Below are 17915 nucleotides of genomic sequence, written 5' to 3' on the forward strand. Positions count from 1 at the left end.
TCAAAACGACCCGTTGTGGCAAGGCGACTCTGAGTTCGCGCACCGCAACAGGCGACAGGGAGGGTGGCGTGGATCTCGGAATCGACATCGGCACATCCGGTGTGAAAGCGGTGCTCGTGAGCGAAGCCGGCGCGGTTCTCGCGACGGCGGCGCGCGAGCTGTCGCTGTCGCATCCCGCGCCGCTGTGGTCCGAGCAGGATCCCGATGCCTGGGTCGATGCGGCGATCGGCACAGTCGACGATCTTGCCGCCCGCCATCCGCGTGAGGTCGCGCAGGTGCGCGGCATCGGGCTATCCGGCCAGATGCACGGCGCGACGCTGCTGGATGAGGATGGACGGCCGCTGCGTCCCGCGATCCTCTGGAACGATGGCCGCTCGCACGCCGAATGCGTCGCGCTGGAGCGGCGCTGCCCGTCGCTGCACACGATATCAGGCAATCTGGCCATGCCCGGCTTCACCGCGCCGAAGCTGCTCTGGGTCGCCAGGCACGAGCCGAAAATCTTCGCGCGGATCGCAAAGGTGCTGCTGCCGAAGGCCTATGTGCGCTATCGCCTGACCGGCGAGATGGTCGAGGACATGTCGGACGCGGCTGGCACGCTGTGGCTCGACGTCGGTCTGCGCCGCTGGTCGGCCCTGCTGCTGCATGCCACGGGGCTCGATCTGCACCATATGCCGCGCCTCGTCGAAGGCAGCGAGGTCAGCGCGGTGCTCGCGCCGGACTACGCGCAACGCTGGGGCATGGCTCGGGATGTCGTGGTGGCCGGAGGAGCCGGCGACAACGCCGCGAGCGCGATCGGGCTCGGCGCAATCGCGCCGGGCGATGCGTTTCTGTCTCTGGGAACCTCAGGTGTGGTGTTCCGCGTCACCGATCGGTTCGCGCCGGCGCCGGCCTCGGCGGTGCATGCGTTCTGTCATGCGCTGCCCGGCCGCTGGCATCAGATGGGCGTGATGCTGTCGGCTGCGGCGTCGCTGGCCTGGCTCGCGGGCGTGATGGAGACGCCTGCGCCTGCGCTGCTGGCGCCGCTCGGCGAGCGTGTCGATGGACCGAGCCCGGTCAAATTCCTGCCCTATCTCGACGGCGAGCGCACGCCGCACAACGATGCCGCCGTCAGCGGCGCCTTCGTCGGCCTGCGCGGTGCGACCGGCCGCTCCCAGATCGTTCAGGCCGTGCTCGAAGGCGTCGCCTTCGCCGCGCGCGACAATCTCGCGGCGCTGAGCGCGGCCAGCGGGCCGCTTTCCGAGGTCGATCTCGTCGGCGGCGGCTCGCGCTCGCCGCTGTGGGCGCAGATCTGCGCCGATGTGCTCGGCATTCCCGTCCACCGCGTCGAGGAAGGCGAGGTCGGCGCGGCGCTCGGCGCCTCCAGGCTCGGCCGGCTCGCCGCCACCGGCGAAGACGCTGCTGCGGTTTGCACCCGTCCGCGGCGGCTTGCGAGCTTTACGCCTCGCGCATCCGTCAGTGCGGCCTATGACGAGGCCTATCGCCGCTGGCGCGAGCTTTATCCTGCGTTGAAGGAGTGTGCCTGAGTGAACGCGTCAGTGAAATTCTTCGATGCAAGCGCGCCTGTCGCCTTCGCCGGCAAGGATGCGGGAAACACGTCCGCCTTCCGCTGGTACGACAAGGATCGCCTCGTTCATGGCCGCAGGATGGAGGACCATCTGCGCTTTGCGGTCTGCTACTGGCACTCGTTGTGCTGGCCGGGCGGCGATCCCTTTGGCGGCGAGACGTTCCTGCGGCCCTGGCACCAGGGCACCGATGCGATGGCGCAGGCGCGCGCCAAGGCCGACGTCGCTTTCGAGCTGTTCCGCCTGCTCGACGTGCCCTTCTTCACCTTCCACGACGTCGATGCGGCGCCGGAAGGCGCTTCGCTCGGCGAGTCCGTCGCCAATCTCAATGCGATCGCCGACCTGTTCGAAGCGAAGATGGCCTCAAGCAAAGTGCGCCTGCTCTGGGGCACCGCCAATTTGTTCACGCATCGCCGCTACATGGCGGGCGCGGCGACCAATCCGGACCCGGAGATCTTCAGCTATGCCGCCGGCCAGGTCCGCGCCGCGCTGGAGGTGACGCACCGGCTCGGCGGCCAGAACTACGTGCTGTGGGGCGGGCGCGAGGGCTATGAGACGCTGCTCAACACCGACCTCAAGCGTGAGCTCGACCAACTCGGCCGCTTCGTTTCCCTCGTCGTCGAGCACAAGCACAAGATCGGCTTCAAGGGCCCGATCCTGATCGAACCGAAGCCGAAGGAGCCGACCAAGCATCAATATGATTTCGACGTCGCCACCTGCTACGGCTTCCTCGCGCGCTACGATTTGCTGAAGGACGTCAAGCTCAACATCGAGCAGAACCACGCGATCCTCGCCGGCCACTCCTTCCATCACGAGGTCGCGCTTGCCGAGGCGCTGGATGTGTTCGGCTCGCTCGACATCAACCGTGGCGACGATTTGCTCGGCTGGGACACTGACCAGTTCGCGATGAACGTGCCGGAGCTCGCTTTGGTGTTCCATGAGGTGCTGAACCGTGGCGGCTTCACCTCGGGGGGCCTGAATTTCGACGCCAAGATCCGCCGCCAGTCGATCGACCCTGATGATTTGATCCATGCCCATGTCGGCTCGATGGATGCCTGCGCGCGCGCCCTCCTCGCTGCCGCGGACATGCTCGACGCCGGCGCCCTCACTGCGCCGCTTGCGAAACGCTACGAGGGATGGGCCGGGCCCGAGGGCCGCGCCATTCTTGGCGGCCAGCGCTCGCTCGCCGAACTTGCCGACCGCGCGCTCGGCCCGGGCTTCGACCCGCAGCCGCGCTCGGGCCGGCAGGAATATCTGGAATCCCTGGTCAACCGCTACGTCTGAGGAAGGCCGCTGATGACAAATACTGAAGCGACACCGGTCCTCGAGCTGACCGGCATCGGCAAGGAGTTCGGCGCAATCCGCGCGCTTCACAGCGTCGACCTGCAGGTCCTCCCCGGCGAGGTCGTCGGCCTGATGGGCGACAACGGTGCGGGCAAGTCGACGCTGGTCAAGATCATCGCCGGAAATTTCCGCCCCAGCCACGGCGAAATCCGCTTCGCCGGCAGCGCGGTTCATTTCAACCGGCCCGTCGATGCCCGCGGTGTCGGCATCGAGGTCGTCTACCAGGACCTTGCGCTCGCCGACAATCTGACGGCTGCCGCCAACGTCTTCCTCGGCCGCGAGCTGAAGCGCAGGTTCGGCCCGCTCGCGTTGCTCGATCACAAGGCGATGGCGGCGCGTGCGCTGGAGCTGTTCGGCGAACTGCGCTCTGAAACGCGCCCCGACGATCTCGTCAAGCAGATGTCGGGCGGACAGCGCCAGGCGGTTGCGATCGCGCGGACGCGGCTCTCCAACGCCAGGCTGGTGATGATGGACGAGCCTACGGCCGCGATCTCGGTCCGCCAGGTCGAGCAGGTGCTCGGCCTGATCCACCGGCTGAAGGAACAGGGCGTTGCCGTGATGCTGATCTCGCACCGCATGCCCGACGTGTTCGCGGTGTGCGATCGCGTCGTCGTCATGCGCCGTGGCGAGAAGCGGGCCGACAAGCCGATCCACCAGACCTCCCCCGAGGAGGTCACCGCCCTGATCACCGGCGCGAAGGAGGCGGCGTGATGGCCATGCCCTTGGAATCCCCGATCAGCTTCACCAATGTCGGCCGGATCAGATGGTGGCAGCGCGGCATCTTTGCCTCCCAGACCGGCTATGTCCTGCTGGCGCTGGCGGTGCTGCTGGTGGTCATGCATTTCGCCAGCCCGTATTTCTTTACCGAAGGCAACATCCAGAACGTGGCGAAGAACTTTTCCTTCATCGCCATCGCCACCCTGGGCGTCACCTTCGTGATCATCACCGGCGGCATCGATCTGTCGGTCGGCTCGATGATGTGCTTCTCCGCCATGGTCACCTCGATGGTGATGACTGAGCTGTCGTCACCCGGCTCGGCCGCAGGCTCCCTGTTCGTCCACATGGCGGCCGACGGCAAGACCGTGCTGGCCAATGTTCCCGGCCTGATCCTGCTGCTCTCGATCCTCGCCGGCCTCGGCGTCGCGCTGCTCGCCGGCCTCGTCAACGGCTTCTGTATCGCCGTGCTCGGGCTGTCGCCCTTCGTCACCACGCTGGGCATGCTCTCGATCGTGCGCGGGCTCGGCTATGTCGTCTCCAACGGCCGCGGCAGCTTTCCTGGTGGACCGGATGCCGATTATTTCTACGCGCTCACCTCGGGCGACGTGCTCGGCGTGCCCGTGCCTTTCATCTATCTCGTGGTCCTCGCGCTGGCGATGGCTGTGGTGCTGCACCATACGGGCTTCGGCCGCCACGTGTTCGCGCTCGGCGGCAACGAGAAGGCGGCCGAACTCACCGGCATCCCGGTCGTGCGGGTGAAGATCGAGGTCTATGTGACCTGCGCGCTCGCCGCGGGCCTCCAGGGCATCATCATCTCCGGCTGGCTTGGGTCGGCGCCGGCCAACATGGCGACATCCTACGAGCTCAACGTGATCGCCGCGGCCGTCATTGGCGGTGCCAATCTCGCCGGCGGCATCGGCGGTCCGTTAGGGGCCATCGTCGGCTGCGTGCTGCTCGAGGTGATCCGCAACGGCCTCGTGCTCGCCCAGGTGAGCTCCTACTGGCAGCAGACGCTGGTGGGCGTGATCATCATCCTGGCCGTGCTGGTCGACCGCATCCGTTCGCGGATGATCTGAAATGACGTCGTTCCGGGAAGGCAACGAAAATGCCGCCTGTCCGCTTCCCGGACGATCTTAAGAGGATGGGCGCCAGAGAAGGGTGGAGGAGACGATGAAGAAATTTCTTCTTGCCGGCATCGCAGTCGCGATGATGGCAACGCCGGTGTTTGCCGCGAACTACCGTTTCGTGATCGTGCCCAAGGCGATGAACAATCCGTTCTTCGACTTCGCGCGCGACGGCTGCCTGAAGCGTGCCAAGGAGCTCGGCAATATCGAGTGTATCTACAAGGGGCCCGTGGAGCACGAGCCGGCGACGCAGGCCCAGATCATTCAGGACTTCGTCACTCAGAAGGTCGACGGCCTCGCGATCTCGGTCGCCGACGTCGCGGCCATGTCGAAGTCGATCGAGGCGGCGACCGCGGCCGGCATCCCGGTCATCACCTTCGATGCCGATGCACCCGGCTCCAAGCGGATCGCCTATATCGGCACCAACAACAAGGAGTTCGGCGTCGCACTCGGCAAGCAACTGTTGAAGCTGCGGCCCGACGGCGGCAAATACGCCATGGTCTCGGGTGGTCCCGGCGCCAAGAACCTCGCCGAACGCGTCGACGGCGTCCGCGAGGCGCTGAAGGGCTCGAAATGGACCGAAGTCGCGGGCTCTCCGACGTTCTGCAACGACGATCCCGCGCTGGCGGTTCAGCAGATGACTGACATGCGCACTGCAACGCCCGACCTCGCCGCGATCGTTCCCATCGGCGGCTGGCCGATGTTCGCCCCCGAAGGCTTCAAGGCCTTCGCCTCCAGGTACAAGAAGGATATCGATTCCGGCAAGTTCACGCTTGTCGTCGCCGATACGCTGAAGATGCAGCTCGAGCTGTTGCGCGATGGCTATGCCAATGCGCTGGTTGGTCAGCGTCCCCTGGAGATGGGCGAGAAGGCGATGGATACGCTGCTCGCCATCAAGAAAGGCGAGAAGGTGCCGGAGATCGTCTATACCGGCCTCGATCTCGTGACCAAGGACAACGTTGCGCAGATGTTGAAATAGGAGCGGCCCCAGCCCCGCGCTCCTGCGTGCCTCTCCCGCTTGCGGTTTTCGCAAGCGGGAGAGATGATCTTGGCTGTTGGAACCGATACTTTCGGAAGCGGGACTTTCGAAAGCAGGCTCTTGGAAGGCAATGGGAATGAAAAGGTCGCGGCTCGGCTCTCTCGACGTCACGTCACTCGGCCTCGGTTCCGCCCCGCTCGGCGGATTGTTCACCCCCGTCAGCGATGCCGATGCGGAAGCGACGATCGCCCGCGCCTGGTCGCTCGGAATCCGCTTCTTCGACACCGCGCCGCTGTACGGCTTTGGCCTCGCGGAGCGACGCCTTGGCGCATTCCTGCGGCAACAGCCCCGTGACTCCTACGCCATCTCCACCAAGGTCGGCCGTCTGCTGCGTGCGCCCGATGGCGCTGCCGCCGAGGACGAGCATTACAAGGGCACGTCGCGCGAGCGGCCGGTGTTTGATTTCAGTTATGACGGCGTGATGCGATCGGTGGAGGAGAGCCTGGCGCGTCTTGGGCTCGACCGCGTCGACGTCTTGCTGGTGCATGATCCCGACGATCACTATGACGACGCCGTGGCCGGTGCCTTCCGCGCGCTCCAGCGCCTGCGCGCCGACGGCACGGTCAAGGCAATCGGCGCCGGCATGAACCAGTCGGAAATGCTGGTGCGGTTTGCAGAGGCCGCTCCGGTCGACTGCTTCCTGCTCGCCGGCCGCTACACGCTGCTCGATCAGGGCGCGCTGGATGCGCTGTTCCCGGTTTGCGCCGCCAAGAACATCGGCATCCTGCTCGGCGGCATCTACAACAGCGGCATTTTGGCCAATCCGCACACGAGCGCGAAGTTCGACTATCAGGACGCCGATGCGGCACTCGTTGCCCGTGCGCTCGCACTCGACGAGCTCTGCCGCAAGCACGGCACCGAGCTGAAAGCCGCCGCGCTGCAGTTCTGCATGGCCCATCCGGCCGTGACGGTCGCCGTGATGGGCGCCCGCAATGCCGCGGAAGTTGCCGACAATATCGCGATGTCGGAAAAGGCGGTGCCGGCGGCGTTCTGGCAGGAGCTGCGTGCGCGAAACCTTGTCGACGTCCGCGCACCATTGCCGGGCGGAGCGTAAGGCATGATCATCGACGGCCATCAGCATTTCTGGGACCCGGCGCGCGCCGACTATCCCTGGATGGACGCGCCCGAGCTCACGCCGATTCGCCGCGCCCTCGGTCCGGCCGATCTCGCGCCGTTGTTGGAAGCGAACGACATCGACGCCAGCATCGTGGTGCAATGCCGCTCCGCGCTGGAGGAGACCGAGGATTTTTTGCGGATCGCGCATGAAAACCCATTTGTCGTTGGCGTCGTCGGCTGGGTTGATCTGACCGATGCTGCACTTGGTGAAACGCTGGACCGGCTGCGCGCTTCGCCCGGCGGCGACAAGCTGGTCGGCATCCGCCACCAGGTGCATGACGAGGCCGATCCGGACTGGCTGCTGCGCGAGGACGTCCAGCGTGGCCTCACGGCGGTGTTCGCACACGATCTCGCCTACGATTTCCTCGTCCGTGCCCGCGAGCTGCCGGCGGCGATCGCAACCGCACAGGCCTTCCCGCAGGCGCGCTTCGTGCTCGACCACGCCGCCAAGCCGCCGATCGCGGACGGTGGAAGCAACGAATGGTCCGATCGCATCGCCGCACTTGGGGCCTGCGGCAACGTCTGGTGCAAGGTCTCGGGGCTGGCGACGGAAGCGGTGTGGAACGATTGGGATGCGGAGCGGCTGTTTCCGTTCGTCGCGCACGCCGCGAAATGCTTTGGCGAGAATCGCCTGATCTTCGGCTCGGATTGGCCAGTGTGCCTGCTCGCGGGCAGCTACGGCGAGATCAAGGGGGCGCTGGAGGCGTGCCTGATGAGGCTCGGCGCGCATGTGCGCGACAAGGCGTTCGGCGTGAATGCGAAGGCTGCGTATCGGTTGGCGTGATTGCGGCGGTCGCTCTGAAGCGCGATGATATTTCATCGCGCTTCAGCCGCGCGTAAATGTTGTCGTAAGCTTACTTCGCCGCGGTGACCATGATCTCGACGGTGTATTGCGCCGCTGCGAGCTTGGCTTCAACGGTGGCGCGCGCCGGGGTATTGCCGGGTGAGACCCAGGCGTCCCACACCGCGTTCATCTCGCCGAAGGTCTTCATGTCGGTGATGTAGATCGTGGCCGAGAGCAGTTTCGACTTGTCGGTGCCGGCCTTGGCGAGATGGCTGTCGATGGTCGCCAGGATGTCCTGGGTCTGCTTGGTCACGCTTTCGCCGGCGGCGTTGTTGGCGACGACACCGGCGAGATAGACGGTGTTGCCGTGCACGACGACCTGGCTCATGCGCGGGCCGGCTTCAAGACGCTGAATGCTCATTGGGGGATCTCCTTTGAATGGCGGCCCTGTCTAGCGCAGCGGCTTGCTCCGTGCCACCCCGAGCACGCATGCGCCGCCGTCGATGCATGCACTCCCTACGGAAACTGGCTGAAAAAAGTCCAGATCGTCTCGGCGCCGTCGATGTCGCCGTTCTGCGGCCCGAGCAGGCCGGCTGCGACCTTCGGGAAGCGGGCATCCGGAGAAAATCCGGGCATGCGGTGACCGCCTCGATTGATGCGATAAAGCACGACGTCGTGCCCATCAGGACAGCGCGAGGAGATCCGTGTGACCGTGGACTGGTCTGCGGGCGCCCTGTCGGGCAAATCGGTCATGTCGGCGTTGTCGGTCTCGCAGCCGTTGAGCTTGCGCCAAAACGCCAACGTCTCGTCGGTGGACCAGAACCCGTCTGCGGCATAATAGCTCGATCCGCGGCCGCCGTCGTAGGGGACCAGCGGGTCGGCCGTACCGTTCATCAACAGCATCGGCAGCGGCCGCGACGGATGGCACGTGACGGCGGCCTCGTCGGTGAGATTCATGATCACGCTCGCGCCGGCAGCAAACAGATCGGCGCGGGCGCAGACCAGCGTCATCGCCATGGCGCCGCCATTGGAGATGCCGGTGACATAGACGCGGCGAGGGTCCGCGGTGCCGTTCGCCACCAGCTTCTCGACGAGCTTTGCGATGAAGGCGACGTCGTCGGTGCCTTTGGGCGGGCCACGGAGCGCGGGTCCCGCCTTGGTCCTCGCGTCGGCCCATGCGTGATTGAGGCCATCGGGAAAGACCACGGCAAACCCGTCGCGCTTTGCGACCTGCGGCCATGCCGTCCGCGTCATCATGTCGGCGCCGCGCTGGGTCTTGCCATGCAGCACGACCACGAGCGGCACAAGCCGCTTCGCCGGCAGTTGCGCGGTGTAGGACCGCTTCACGCCGTCGATGTCGATCGTATCGGCGGACGCAGCCGAGGCGGCGGCCAATGCCGCAACAAGCGCCGCGATGCGCATCCACCGCCGCATGATCTAGCTCACCGCCTTCGCCGCCGCGCGTCCGGCATTGCGGCCCGAGAACAGGCAGCCGCCGAGGAACGTGCCTTCCAGCGAGCGATAACCGTGCACGCCGCCGCCGCCGAAGCCGGCGGCTTCGCCCACTGCGTAGAGGCCCGGAATGACGCTGCCCTCCTCGCCGAACACGCGCGAGGAGAGGTCGGTCTCGAAACCGCCCAGCGTCTTGCGGGTGAGGATGTTGAGCTTGACCGCGATCAGCGGTCCCTGCGCGGGATCGAGGATGCGGTGCGGGGGAGCCGTGCGGATCAGCCTGTCGCCGATATAGCGCCGCGCATTGTGGATGTTCATCACCTGCGCATCCTTGACGTAAGGATTGGCGATCTCGCGGTCGCGCGCCTCGATCTGCATCCTGATGTGCTCGAGCTTGAGGAGGTCGCTGCCAGCGAGCTTGTTCATCGCCGTAACGAGATCCTCGATCTTGTCGCGCACGATGAAGTCGACACCATGGCTTTTGAACGCTTCCACCGGCGCCGGCGCGCCCTTGTTGATGGCGCGGCGCAAGGTCATCCGCCAGCTCTTGCCGGTGAGATCGGGGTTCTGCTCCGAGCCCGACAGCGCAAACTCCTTCTTGATGATGCTCTGGGTCAGGATGAACCAGGAATAATCATAGCCGGTGGACATGATGTATTGGAGCTGGCCGAGCGTGTCGGAGCCGGGGAAGAGCGGCGCCGGCAATCGCGTGCCGGTGGCGTCGAACCACATCGAGGACGGGCCGGGCAGGATGCGGATGCCGTGGCGCGGCCAGATCGGATTCCAGTTCTGGATGCCTTCGACATAATGCCACATGCGGTCGCGGTTGATCAGCCGCGCGCCTGATGTCTCGGTGATGCCGATCATGCGGCCGTCGACATGCTCGGGCACGCCGGAGATCATGAATTTCGGCGGCGCGCCGAGTCGCTTCGGCCAGTTCTGCCGCACCAGCTCGTGATTGCCGCCGATGCCGCCGGACGCCACGATCACGGCTTGTGCCTTCAGCGCAAACTCGCCGACGACATTGCGCGACGAGCTTTTGCCCCGCTCGACGTTGTCGGGGGTGAGAACGGCGCCGCTGACGCCATCCACCGTGCCGTTGGTGACGGACAGCGCATCGACGCGATGCCGGAACCTGAAGCTCAGCCGGCCGCCTCTGACGGCCTCGCGCGCGCGGCGCTCGAATGGCTCGACGATGCCGGGCCCGGTGCCCCAGGTGACATGAAAGCGCGGCACCGAATTGCCGTGGCCCATCGCGTCATAGCCGCCGCGCTCGGCCCATCCGACCACGGGGAAGATCCGATGGCCCATCGCACGCAGCCAGTCGCGCTTCTCGCCGGTCGCGAATCCCACATAAGCCTCGGCCCATTGGCGCGGCCAGAAATCTTCGTCGCGGTCGAAGCCGGCGGTGCCCAGCCAGTCCTGCAGCGCAAGCTCGTAGGAATCCTTGATGCCGAGCCGGCGCTGCTCCGGCGAATCGACCAGAAACAATCCGCCGAACGACCAGAACGCCTGGCCGCCGAGCGACTGCTCGCCCTCCTGGTCGACCACGATCACTCGCTTGCCCGCATCGGCGATCTCGGTTGCGGCCACGAGGCCCGACAATCCTGCGCCGACGACGATGACGTCTGTCTCTTCAGCCATCTGTTTAGCCAAGTGTTCCCCCTCCATCGGTTCCCCCTGTAGTTGCCCGGATTGAAGCCAGCGGTTGCAACTGAGATCAAGAGTATGGCGCGGAAGCCATCGTTAACTTGTTCCACTTCGGGAAAAGACCGCCCGAGTGCAGCGCGGGCGCAACACTGGATTTGAATTTGTTTTGAGCGAGCCGGCATGCCTAGACAAAACCGCGGTTACGACGGACCCTAGCAGGGCATCACCACCTGACACACAGATTCGAATTCGACTGGGGCGGGGGATAATGAAATTTCTGACGGGGTTGCTCGCGGCGGTTCTCCTGATCGCGAGCATGGGGGCTTCTCACGCGGTGGTCCGGATCGCGGATGACCGCGGCGGCCGGATCGGGACCTACGTCGACAAATACCAGGACCTGCGCCAGTCCGGTGATACCGTCATCATCGACGGCCTCTGCGCCTCGGCCTGCACCATCGTCCTCGGCGCCATCCCGCATGACCGTATCTGTGTGACCTCGCATGCGACGCTGGGCTTCCACGCCGCCTGGGATTTCGGCACCAATGGCCGCGCCGTCACCAATTCCGAAGCGACCCAGATGCTCTATGCGATGTATCCGTCGCAGGTGAAACGCTGGATCAATCAGCGCGGCGGCCTCACCCCGCATATGCTGTTCCTGAGGGGCAGACAGCTCCAGGCCATGTACAAGCCGTGCTATCTGGACGCGCAGGCGTCGGCGCTCAAGCCGCCGTCGCGCCGGTCTCTGCCGGAAGCGGAACAGCTCGAGTCCGCTCGGGGCCAGGTCTTTCACTGAGATCCTCAGCATGACGGGATCCTTTTGGGTCGCCAGCGGCGCCTTGCCCCCAGGCGGCCCAAAGCCTATCTGAAAGCCTGGGAACCAGGGCCTTCGCCCCGATCGTTGTCATGGCTCAACCACTGCACCCTACCCATCCTGTATCGGACAATTCGCCCACTGCCGGCCGGACGCCGTTCGTGCTGCTGTTGGCAGGTGCTGGCGTCGGCGGCCTGGTCGTGCTCGGCGTGCTCGCGCTCTGGTTCCACTATGGCAGCCAGGTGTTCTTCGAAATGATCAGGACCGGCTTTGCCGCCTGCTTCTGACCCGCGACAGGAAGTTTTCCGCCCATGAGTTCAGCCGCCCGTCCGCTGGTAATCGCGACCGCCTTCGCTGCAAGCCTCGTCCTCGGGCTCCTGATCGTATTCTGGGCCATGGGCGGGGTCAGCAAGGTGGCGCAGCCGGCCGCGATCGGCGGCCCGTTCCAGCTCACCGACCAGAACGGCAAGGCCTTCACGGACAAGAACCTGAAGGGCAAGCCGACCCTGATCTTCTTCGGCTACACCCACTGCCCCGATGTCTGCCCGACCTCGCTGTTCGAGATCTCGGAAGTGCTGCGCGCGCTGGGCAAGGATGCCGACAAGGTCAACGCGGTCTTCATCTCGGTCGATCCCGAGCGCGATACGATCGCGGCGATGAAGGACTATCTGTCGAGCTTCGACCCGCACCTCGAAGGCCTCTCTGGCGATCCCGCCGAGACCGCCAAGGTGATCACCTCCTACCGGGTCTACGCCAAGAAGGTCCCGACCAAGGACGGCGACTACACCATGGACCACACCGCGCTGATCTATCTGATGGACCGCGACGGCCGCTTCGTCTCGCCGTTCAACCTGAAGCGCACGCCGGAAGAGGCCGCGGTGGAGCTGAAGCGGTATCTCTGAAGGTCCCCCGTCTAAACGCAATCGGCGCTCGCGTTCCCGGCCGGATGGTCTATAAGGCCCTCCGATCTCAACGAAATTCGTTCATTTCCCGCCGATGGCCGCATCGCGACAGGTAAAACCGCTTCAGACCGTGCGCCGTGTCCTGCTTGGGCTGGCGGCCGGCGTTTGTCTGCTCGCAAGCCTGCCCGGCGCAAAAGCCCAGACTCCGGCCAAGCAGCCTTCCGCGGTGCCCGAAGCCACACCGCAGGTGAGACCCCAGGCGGCCCCGCAGGCCGTGCCCGGCTTCTGGGACCCGCGGCGGCGGCCGGAGCGGCCGGACCTGTCGCGTCTGACCGTGATCCGTTTCCTGACCGAGACCGACTATCCGCCCTTCAACTACACCGGCGCCGACGGCAATCCGGCCGGCTTCAACGTCGATCTCGCCCGCGCGCTGTGCGAGGAGATCAAGGTCACCTGCACGGTGCAGATGCGCCGCTTCGAGACGCTGGTGGACGCGCTCGCCTCCAACCGGGGCGATGCCATCATCGCCTCGATGGCGGTGAGCCCGCAGCTCCGCGCCCGCGTCGACTTCACCGATCCCTATTACCGCGTGCCGGCGCGCTTCGCCTCGCGCAAGGACGCGGTGATGCCGGAGATCCGGCCCGAATATCTCGAGGGCAAGAAGGTCGGCGTCATCGCCGGCTCCGCGCATGAAGCCTATCTCAAGGCGATGTTCACCGACGCCGAGCTGCACCCGTATCCCAACGACGACGTTATGCGGAGTGCTTTACGCAAGGGTGAGGTCGATTTCATCTTCGGCGACGCCATCTCGCTCGCGTTCTGGATCAACGGCTCCGATTCCGGCGATTGCTGCGCCTTCTCCGGCGGCCCCTTCGTCGAGAGCCGCTTCTTCGGCGAGGGCATCGGCATCGCCGTGCGCAAGGGCAACGACGTGCTGCGCCAGGCCCTGAACTGGGCGATGTTCCGTGTCTGGGAAAAAGGCCGCTACACGGATCTGTGGCTGCGGTATTTCTCGGTGAGCCCGTTTTAACTTCGCTGCCTCCTCGTCGTCATTGCGAGGAGCGCAGCGACGAAGCAATCCAGAGTGCTTCTGCGGGAAGATTCTGGATTGCTTCGCTTCGCTCGCAATGACGGTGCGTGCGGTTGCACGGTCTCGCAAAATTGCATTCTGCCCGGAAATCGCTATTTTCCGCGGCCCGGAGGCTCCTAGATGTCCGTTATCGATCTTGCCGCGAATCCGAGCGATCTGCGTGCGCTCGCCGAACAATCCAACGCCTGGCCGTTCGAGCAGGCGAAGGCCATTGTCGCGCGGCTGAAGAAAAGCCCGAAGGACGAGGTGCTGTTCGAAACCGGCTACGGCCCGTCCGGCCTGCCACATATCGGCACCTTCGGCGAGGTCGCGCGCACATCGATGGTGCGGCACGCCTTCCATGTGCTGACCGAAAACAAGATCAAGACGCGCCTGCTCGCGTTCTCCGACGACATGGACGGGTTTCGGAAAGTGCCCGACAACGTCCCCAACAAGGAGATGCTGGCCGCGCATCTCGGCAAGCCGCTGACGCGCGTGCCGGATCCGTTCTCCAACGAGTACCCGTCGTTCGGGCACCACAACAATGCGCGGCTGCGAGCCTTCCTCGATCATTTCGGCTTCGACTACGAATTCGCGAGCTCGACCGACTATTATACGTCCGGCCGTTTCGACGCGACGCTGCTCAAGATGCTGGCGGCCTACGACAAGGTGATGGCGATCATCTTGCCGACGCTCGGACCCGACCGCCGCGCGACCTATTCGCCGTTCCTCCCGATCAGCAAGACCACGGGTGTCGTGCTGCAGGTGCCGATGATCCGCCGCGACGTTGCGGCCGGCACGGTGACCTATGTCGACCCCGATACCAGCCAGGAAGTCGAGACGCCCGTGACCGGCGGCAACGTCAAGTGCCAATGGAAGGCCGATTGGGCGATGCGCTGGGTCGCGCTCGGCGTCGATTACGAGATGGCCGGCAAGGACCTGATCGATTCCGTAAAACTCTCCGGCGCGATCGCGAGGGCGCTCGGCGCCACGCCGCCGGAAGGCTTCAACTACGAGCTCTTCCTCGACGACAAGGGCCAGAAGATCTCGAAGTCGAAGGGCAACGGCCTCACCATCGACGAATGGCTCCGCTACGCCTCGCCGGAATCGCTGTCGTTGTTCATGTATCGCGAGCCGAAGGCGGCCAAGCGGCTGTATTTCGACGTCATCCCGCGCAACGTCGACGACTACCAGCAGTTCATCGACGGCTTTGCCAAGCAGGACGCCAAGCAGCAGCTCGGCAATCCGGTCTGGCATGTCCACAGTGGCAACCCGCCGAAGTTCGATATGCCCGTCACGTTCCAGCTCTTGCTGACGCTGGTGTCGTCGTCGAACGCGGAGAATGCCGAGACGCTGTGGGGTTTTATCGGCCGTTATCGTCCGGGCGTGTCGCCGCAGACGCATCCCAAGCTCGATGCGATGGTCGGCTATGCCATCAACTATTATCGCGACTTCGTGGCGCCGACGAAGACGTTCCGCGAACCGACCGAGACGGAGCGCGCAGCGCTCCAGGATCTGCGCGACGCGCTGTCGCAGCTTTCCCAGGACGCAACGCCGGAGGACATCCAGAACGTCGTCTACGAGATCGGCCGCCGCGAGCCCTTCCTCGACCAGGTCAAGAAGGGCAAGGACGGTCGTCCGGGCGTGACACTCGACTGGTTCAACATGCTCTACCAGGTGCTGCTCGGCCAGGAAAAGGGCCCGCGCTTCGGCTCCTTTGTCGCGGTGTATGGCGTGCAGAACGCGATCAACATGATCGACGGCGCGCTGGCGCGGAGTGCGTGAGGGTGTCCAATTTGTTGTTTGCGTGATCTCTCCACAATGTCGTCCTGGCGAAAGCCAGGACCCATAACCACCGTCGGATGTGGTTACGGAGATTCGGAGTGACCACCTCTCGTGACTACTGCTCCCTGGGGTAATGGGTCCTGGCTTTCGCCAGGACGACGCCGAGTGTGCGGCGCATAACGCTCCCTCACTGGCTTGCCCATACGATCCTTGCGATCCACGCCACGTCGCTCGCCGCGATCGTGCGGTCGGCCTTTGAGGCATCGAGCGGCTGCAACTCCAGAGCCTTTGCCGTGCGGCGCTTCAGCGTCGCCACCGTGACCTCGCCCGCTCTTGTCTTCACCACCACGCGATCGCCCTTGCGGATCGGCGCGCCGGGTGAGACCAGGATGACGTCGCCGTCGCGATAGGCGGGCTGCAGCGCTTCGCCGGAAATGTGCAGCGCGAAGCTGCGGCTGTCCTCGGCGATGGGAAGCGCAAATTCGGTCCAGCCCTTGCCGATGGGAAAGCCGGACTCGTCGAAGGCGCCGCTCGCGCCCGCCAGCGCGAAGCCGAGCAGCGGTACCGAGCGGCCGTCGCCGGCCTCGTCGTCGACCAGCCTGGCAAAAATATCGATCGACGAATCCGCCGCCGCCAGCGCTTTCGCGATCGATTCGGTCGAGGGCCAGCGCTCGCGGCCGTCGGCGGTGACGCGCTTGGACTTGTTGAAGGTGGTGGGGTCGAGCCCGGCGCGCTTGGCAAGGCCGGACGGTGACAAGCCGGCACGCTCGGCCAGCCGATCCAGTGCGACCCAGATCTGGTCGTGAGTGAGGATCCTCTGCGCTTTGGCCTGCCTGACCATGGAAGGTCCAGCCCGTCGCAACCCAGGAAAACTATCCTCAAATCAACCGGTTTTCCGGTTTTCGCGCAAGGGGGCGGGAAAGCGTTTTCAAGCGAAGTGGATGCCGGTTCGCGCAAAGAAAGCGCGTCAAACAAGAATTTAGAGTCCCGGTTCGATTTCATCGGACCGGAAATGGCTCTAACTCTTGAGTTCGGACGGGGGCGCCATTACGGTCGCGCCCGGGTTTTAAGACCCGCAAGAGACGAAAAAACCCAAGAAACTCAAAGGGCTCCGCAAGCGGTGGTCAAGATCTACAAAATCTGTCCGGCCTCGGCCTGGCGCGAGGCGGAACGGCAGGGTGTCTACCGCGGCAGCGCGGACGATGCGCGCGACGGATTCATCCATTTCTCCACCGCGGCCCAGGTTCCCGAGACCTTGCGCAAGCATTATTTCGGGCAGCGCGCGCTGTTCCTGGTCGAGGTTGACGGCGATGCGCTGGGCAGCGAATTGCGCTGGGAGCGCTCGCGCAATGAGGAGCTGTTTCCGCATCTTTATGGCGAGCTCGATTTCGGCGCGGTGATCGCGGTGATCAACCTCAACACGCGCTCCGATGGCGGCCACGACGTCCCGGAGCTTGCCCCGTGATCCGCGCTTTCGACGCTTTCTCGCTGCCGGTGTTGCGCTGGCTCGATCCGGAGGATGCCCATCGACTCGCCATCCAGGGCCTGCGTTTCCTGCCGCCGGTCAAGCCGCGCGCTGACGATCCCAAGCTCGCGGTGCGCGCTTTCGGGCTCAACTTTTCCAATCCGATCGGCATGGCTGCGGGCTTTGACAAGAGCGCCGAAGTGCCGGATGCGCTGCTGCGGCTCGGTTTCGGCTTCGTCGAGATCGGCTCGGTGACGCCGAAGCCGCAGAGCGGCAATCCGCGGCCGCGGCTGTTTCGTCTGGAGCGCGACGAGGCCGTTATCAACCGCATGGGCTTCAACAATGACGGCGCGGAAGTCGCGTTGCGCCGGCTCGCGGCGCGCGCGCAGCATGGCGGTATCGTCGGCGTCAATGTCGGCGCCAACAAGGACTCGCCGGACCGCGTCAATGATTACGTCAAGCTGATCGAGACTTTTGCGCCGGTGGCGAGCTATTTCACCGTCAACGTCTCTTCGCCGAACACGCCGGGCCTGCGCAATTTGCAGGAAGGCGCGCTGCTCGACGATCTCCTCGCCAGGGTGATCGACGCGCGCGAGCGGGTGCGCCAGAAGGCCGGCGACACGCCGGTGCTGCTCAAGATCGCGCCGGACCTCAGCCTCGCCCAGCTCGACGACGTCGTGCAGGTCGCGCGCTCGCGCCGGGTTGACGGCATGATCGTCTCGAACACCACGATCGTGCGGCCGAGCACGTTGCGCGAGGAGATGCGCGCCAAGGAGCAGGGCGGGCTGTCCGGCCGGCCGCTGTTCCGGCTGTCGACGAGGATGGTCGCGGAGACCTATGTGCGGGTCGAGGGCGCATTCCCCTTGATCGGTGTCGGTGGTGTCGATTCGGGCGGCGCCGCGCTGACGAAAATCCGCGCCGGCGCGAGCCTGATCCAGCTCTATTCGTCGCTGATCTACAAGGGCCTCGGCCTCGTCGACGAGATCAAGCGCGACCTCACCTCGACGCTCTTGCGCACCGGGAGGGATTCTCTCTCCGAGATCGTCGGCGCCGACGCCGCGACGCTGACGGCGGAAGACTGGCCGGGGATGTAGC

18 protein-coding genes are annotated in these 17915 nt (G+C 65.2%); 14 read left to right on the plus strand and 4 right to left on the minus strand.

What is annotated here, in order from left to right; translation table 11 throughout:
- The first annotated feature begins 68 nt into the window (after positions 1-68).
- The 7 genes from xylB (at position 69) to IVB27_RS42000 (ending at position 7686) form a co-directional block, all read left to right on the plus strand.
- Positions 69-1523: a xylulokinase gene (gene xylB / locus IVB27_RS41970; RefSeq protein ID WP_247448368.1), complete on the plus strand. Its 1455-nt coding sequence runs from the start codon at positions 69-71 to the stop codon at positions 1521-1523.
- Positions 1524-2846 (plus strand): xylose isomerase, encoded by a 1323-nt coding sequence (gene xylA, locus IVB27_RS41975; protein WP_247448369.1) that lies wholly within the window; start codon positions 1524-1526, stop codon positions 2844-2846.
- A 12-nt stretch (positions 2847-2858) separates the two neighbouring features.
- A complete protein-coding gene (locus IVB27_RS41980) occupies positions 2859-3617 on the plus strand; it encodes an ATP-binding cassette domain-containing protein (protein WP_247448370.1) in 759 nt (252 codons plus the stop codon).
- A complete protein-coding gene (locus tag IVB27_RS41985; RefSeq protein WP_247448371.1) occupies positions 3617-4699 on the plus strand; it encodes an ABC transporter permease in 1083 nt (360 codons plus the stop codon). The genes IVB27_RS41980 and IVB27_RS41985 overlap by 1 nt, the downstream gene beginning before the upstream one ends.
- Before the next feature lie 94 nt (positions 4700-4793).
- A complete protein-coding gene (locus tag IVB27_RS41990) occupies positions 4794-5726 on the plus strand; it encodes a sugar-binding protein (RefSeq protein WP_247448373.1) in 933 nt (310 codons plus the stop codon).
- 136 nt (positions 5727-5862) lie between these two features.
- Positions 5863-6840, plus strand: a complete 978-nt coding sequence (locus IVB27_RS41995; RefSeq protein WP_247448374.1) for an aldo/keto reductase — start codon at positions 5863-5865, stop codon at positions 6838-6840.
- Between the two features lie 3 nt (positions 6841-6843).
- The gene (locus IVB27_RS42000) at positions 6844-7686 is read left to right on the plus strand and encodes an amidohydrolase family protein (protein ID WP_247448375.1); all 843 of its coding nucleotides are present in this window, start codon (positions 6844-6846) and stop codon (positions 7684-7686) included.
- A gap of 70 nt (positions 7687-7756) precedes the next feature.
- Here the strand turns inward: IVB27_RS42000 and IVB27_RS42005 are convergent, their stop codons facing one another.
- From IVB27_RS42005 to IVB27_RS42015, 3 genes are all read right to left on the minus strand, one after another.
- Positions 7757-8107: a RidA family protein gene (locus IVB27_RS42005; RefSeq protein ID WP_247338655.1), complete on the minus strand. Its 351-nt coding sequence runs from the start codon at positions 8105-8107 to the stop codon at positions 7757-7759.
- A gap of 95 nt (positions 8108-8202) precedes the next feature.
- Positions 8203-9120: a CE1 family esterase gene (locus IVB27_RS42010; protein ID WP_247448376.1), complete on the minus strand. Its 918-nt coding sequence runs from the start codon at positions 9118-9120 to the stop codon at positions 8203-8205.
- A 3-nt stretch (positions 9121-9123) separates the two neighbouring features.
- Positions 9124-10782, minus strand: a complete 1659-nt coding sequence (locus tag IVB27_RS42015) for an FAD-binding dehydrogenase (RefSeq protein ID WP_247448377.1) — start codon at positions 10780-10782, stop codon at positions 9124-9126.
- Positions 10783-11056: 274 nt separating this feature from the next.
- Between IVB27_RS42015 and IVB27_RS42020 the strand changes: the two genes are divergently transcribed.
- The 5 genes from IVB27_RS42020 to IVB27_RS42040 all read left to right on the plus strand — a co-directional run bounded on the left by IVB27_RS42020 (position 11057) and on the right by IVB27_RS42040 (position 15355).
- Entirely contained in the window at positions 11057-11581 is a 525-nt protein-coding gene (locus IVB27_RS42020) for a Clp protease/crotonase-like domain-containing protein (protein WP_247448378.1), read from the plus strand.
- A 110-nt stretch (positions 11582-11691) separates the two neighbouring features.
- Positions 11692-11886: a hypothetical protein gene (locus tag IVB27_RS42025; RefSeq protein WP_247338648.1), complete on the plus strand. Its 195-nt coding sequence runs from the start codon at positions 11692-11694 to the stop codon at positions 11884-11886.
- Between the two features lie 24 nt (positions 11887-11910).
- Positions 11911-12501 carry an SCO family protein gene (locus IVB27_RS42030; RefSeq protein ID WP_247338646.1) on the plus strand — a complete coding sequence of 197 codons (591 nt, stop codon included), beginning with the start codon at positions 11911-11913 and terminating at the stop codon, positions 12499-12501.
- Positions 12502-12595: 94 nt separating this feature from the next.
- Positions 12596-13531 (plus strand): ABC transporter substrate-binding protein, encoded by a 936-nt coding sequence (locus IVB27_RS42035; protein WP_247338644.1) that lies wholly within the window; start codon positions 12596-12598, stop codon positions 13529-13531.
- 180 nt (positions 13532-13711) lie between these two features.
- Complete coding sequence (locus IVB27_RS42040) at positions 13712-15355, plus strand: lysine--tRNA ligase (protein ID WP_247448379.1); 1644 nt, start codon at positions 13712-13714, stop codon at positions 15353-15355.
- A 187-nt stretch (positions 15356-15542) separates the two neighbouring features.
- Here the strand turns inward: IVB27_RS42040 and IVB27_RS42045 are convergent, their stop codons facing one another.
- Complete coding sequence (locus IVB27_RS42045) at positions 15543-16196, minus strand: S24 family peptidase (RefSeq protein ID WP_247448380.1); 654 nt, start codon at positions 16194-16196, stop codon at positions 15543-15545.
- 279 nt (positions 16197-16475) lie between these two features.
- On the opposite strand from IVB27_RS42045, the gene IVB27_RS42050 reads away from it, so the two are divergent.
- Both IVB27_RS42050 and IVB27_RS42055 read left to right on the plus strand, forming a co-directional pair.
- A complete protein-coding gene (locus IVB27_RS42050; RefSeq protein WP_247338639.1) occupies positions 16476-16820 on the plus strand; it encodes a DUF952 domain-containing protein in 345 nt (114 codons plus the stop codon).
- The gene (locus tag IVB27_RS42055) at positions 16817-17914 is read left to right on the plus strand and encodes a quinone-dependent dihydroorotate dehydrogenase (RefSeq protein WP_247448381.1); all 1098 of its coding nucleotides are present in this window, start codon (positions 16817-16819) and stop codon (positions 17912-17914) included. The genes IVB27_RS42050 and IVB27_RS42055 overlap by 4 nt, the downstream gene beginning before the upstream one ends.
- Position 17915: the final 1 nt, after the last annotated feature.

The sequence above is a fragment of the Bradyrhizobium sp. 197 genome (assembly GCF_023073375.1).
Taxonomy (GTDB): Bacteria; Pseudomonadota; Alphaproteobacteria; order Rhizobiales; family Xanthobacteraceae; genus Bradyrhizobium.

Coding starts and splice junctions, on each gene's coding strand:
- IVB27_RS41980 (WP_247448370.1), top strand. CDS start 2,859: ATGACAAATACTGAAGCGACACCGGTCCTCGAGCTGACCGGCATCGGC.
- IVB27_RS41985 (WP_247448371.1), top strand. CDS start 3,617: ATGGCCATGCCCTTGGAATCCCCGATCAGCTTCACCAATGTCGGCCGG.
- IVB27_RS41990 (WP_247448373.1), top strand. CDS start 4,794: ATGAAGAAATTTCTTCTTGCCGGCATCGCAGTCGCGATGATGGCAACG.
- IVB27_RS41995 (WP_247448374.1), top strand. CDS start 5,863: ATGAAAAGGTCGCGGCTCGGCTCTCTCGACGTCACGTCACTCGGCCTC.
- IVB27_RS42000 (WP_247448375.1), top strand. CDS start 6,844: ATGATCATCGACGGCCATCAGCATTTCTGGGACCCGGCGCGCGCCGAC.
- IVB27_RS42005 (WP_247338655.1), bottom strand. CDS start 8,107: ATGAGCATTCAGCGTCTTGAAGCCGGCCCGCGCATGAGCCAGGTCGTC.
- IVB27_RS42010 (WP_247448376.1), bottom strand. CDS start 9,120: ATGCGGCGGTGGATGCGCATCGCGGCGCTTGTTGCGGCATTGGCCGCC.
- IVB27_RS42015 (WP_247448377.1), bottom strand. CDS start 10,782: ATGGCTGAAGAGACAGACGTCATCGTCGTCGGCGCAGGATTGTCGGGC.
- IVB27_RS42020 (WP_247448378.1), top strand. CDS start 11,057: ATGAAATTTCTGACGGGGTTGCTCGCGGCGGTTCTCCTGATCGCGAGC.
- IVB27_RS42025 (WP_247338648.1), top strand. CDS start 11,692: ATGGCTCAACCACTGCACCCTACCCATCCTGTATCGGACAATTCGCCC.
- IVB27_RS42030 (WP_247338646.1), top strand. CDS start 11,911: ATGAGTTCAGCCGCCCGTCCGCTGGTAATCGCGACCGCCTTCGCTGCA.
- IVB27_RS42035 (WP_247338644.1), top strand. CDS start 12,596: ATGGCCGCATCGCGACAGGTAAAACCGCTTCAGACCGTGCGCCGTGTC.
- IVB27_RS42040 (WP_247448379.1), top strand. CDS start 13,712: ATGTCCGTTATCGATCTTGCCGCGAATCCGAGCGATCTGCGTGCGCTC.
- IVB27_RS42045 (WP_247448380.1), bottom strand. CDS start 16,196: ATGGTCAGGCAGGCCAAAGCGCAGAGGATCCTCACTCACGACCAGATC.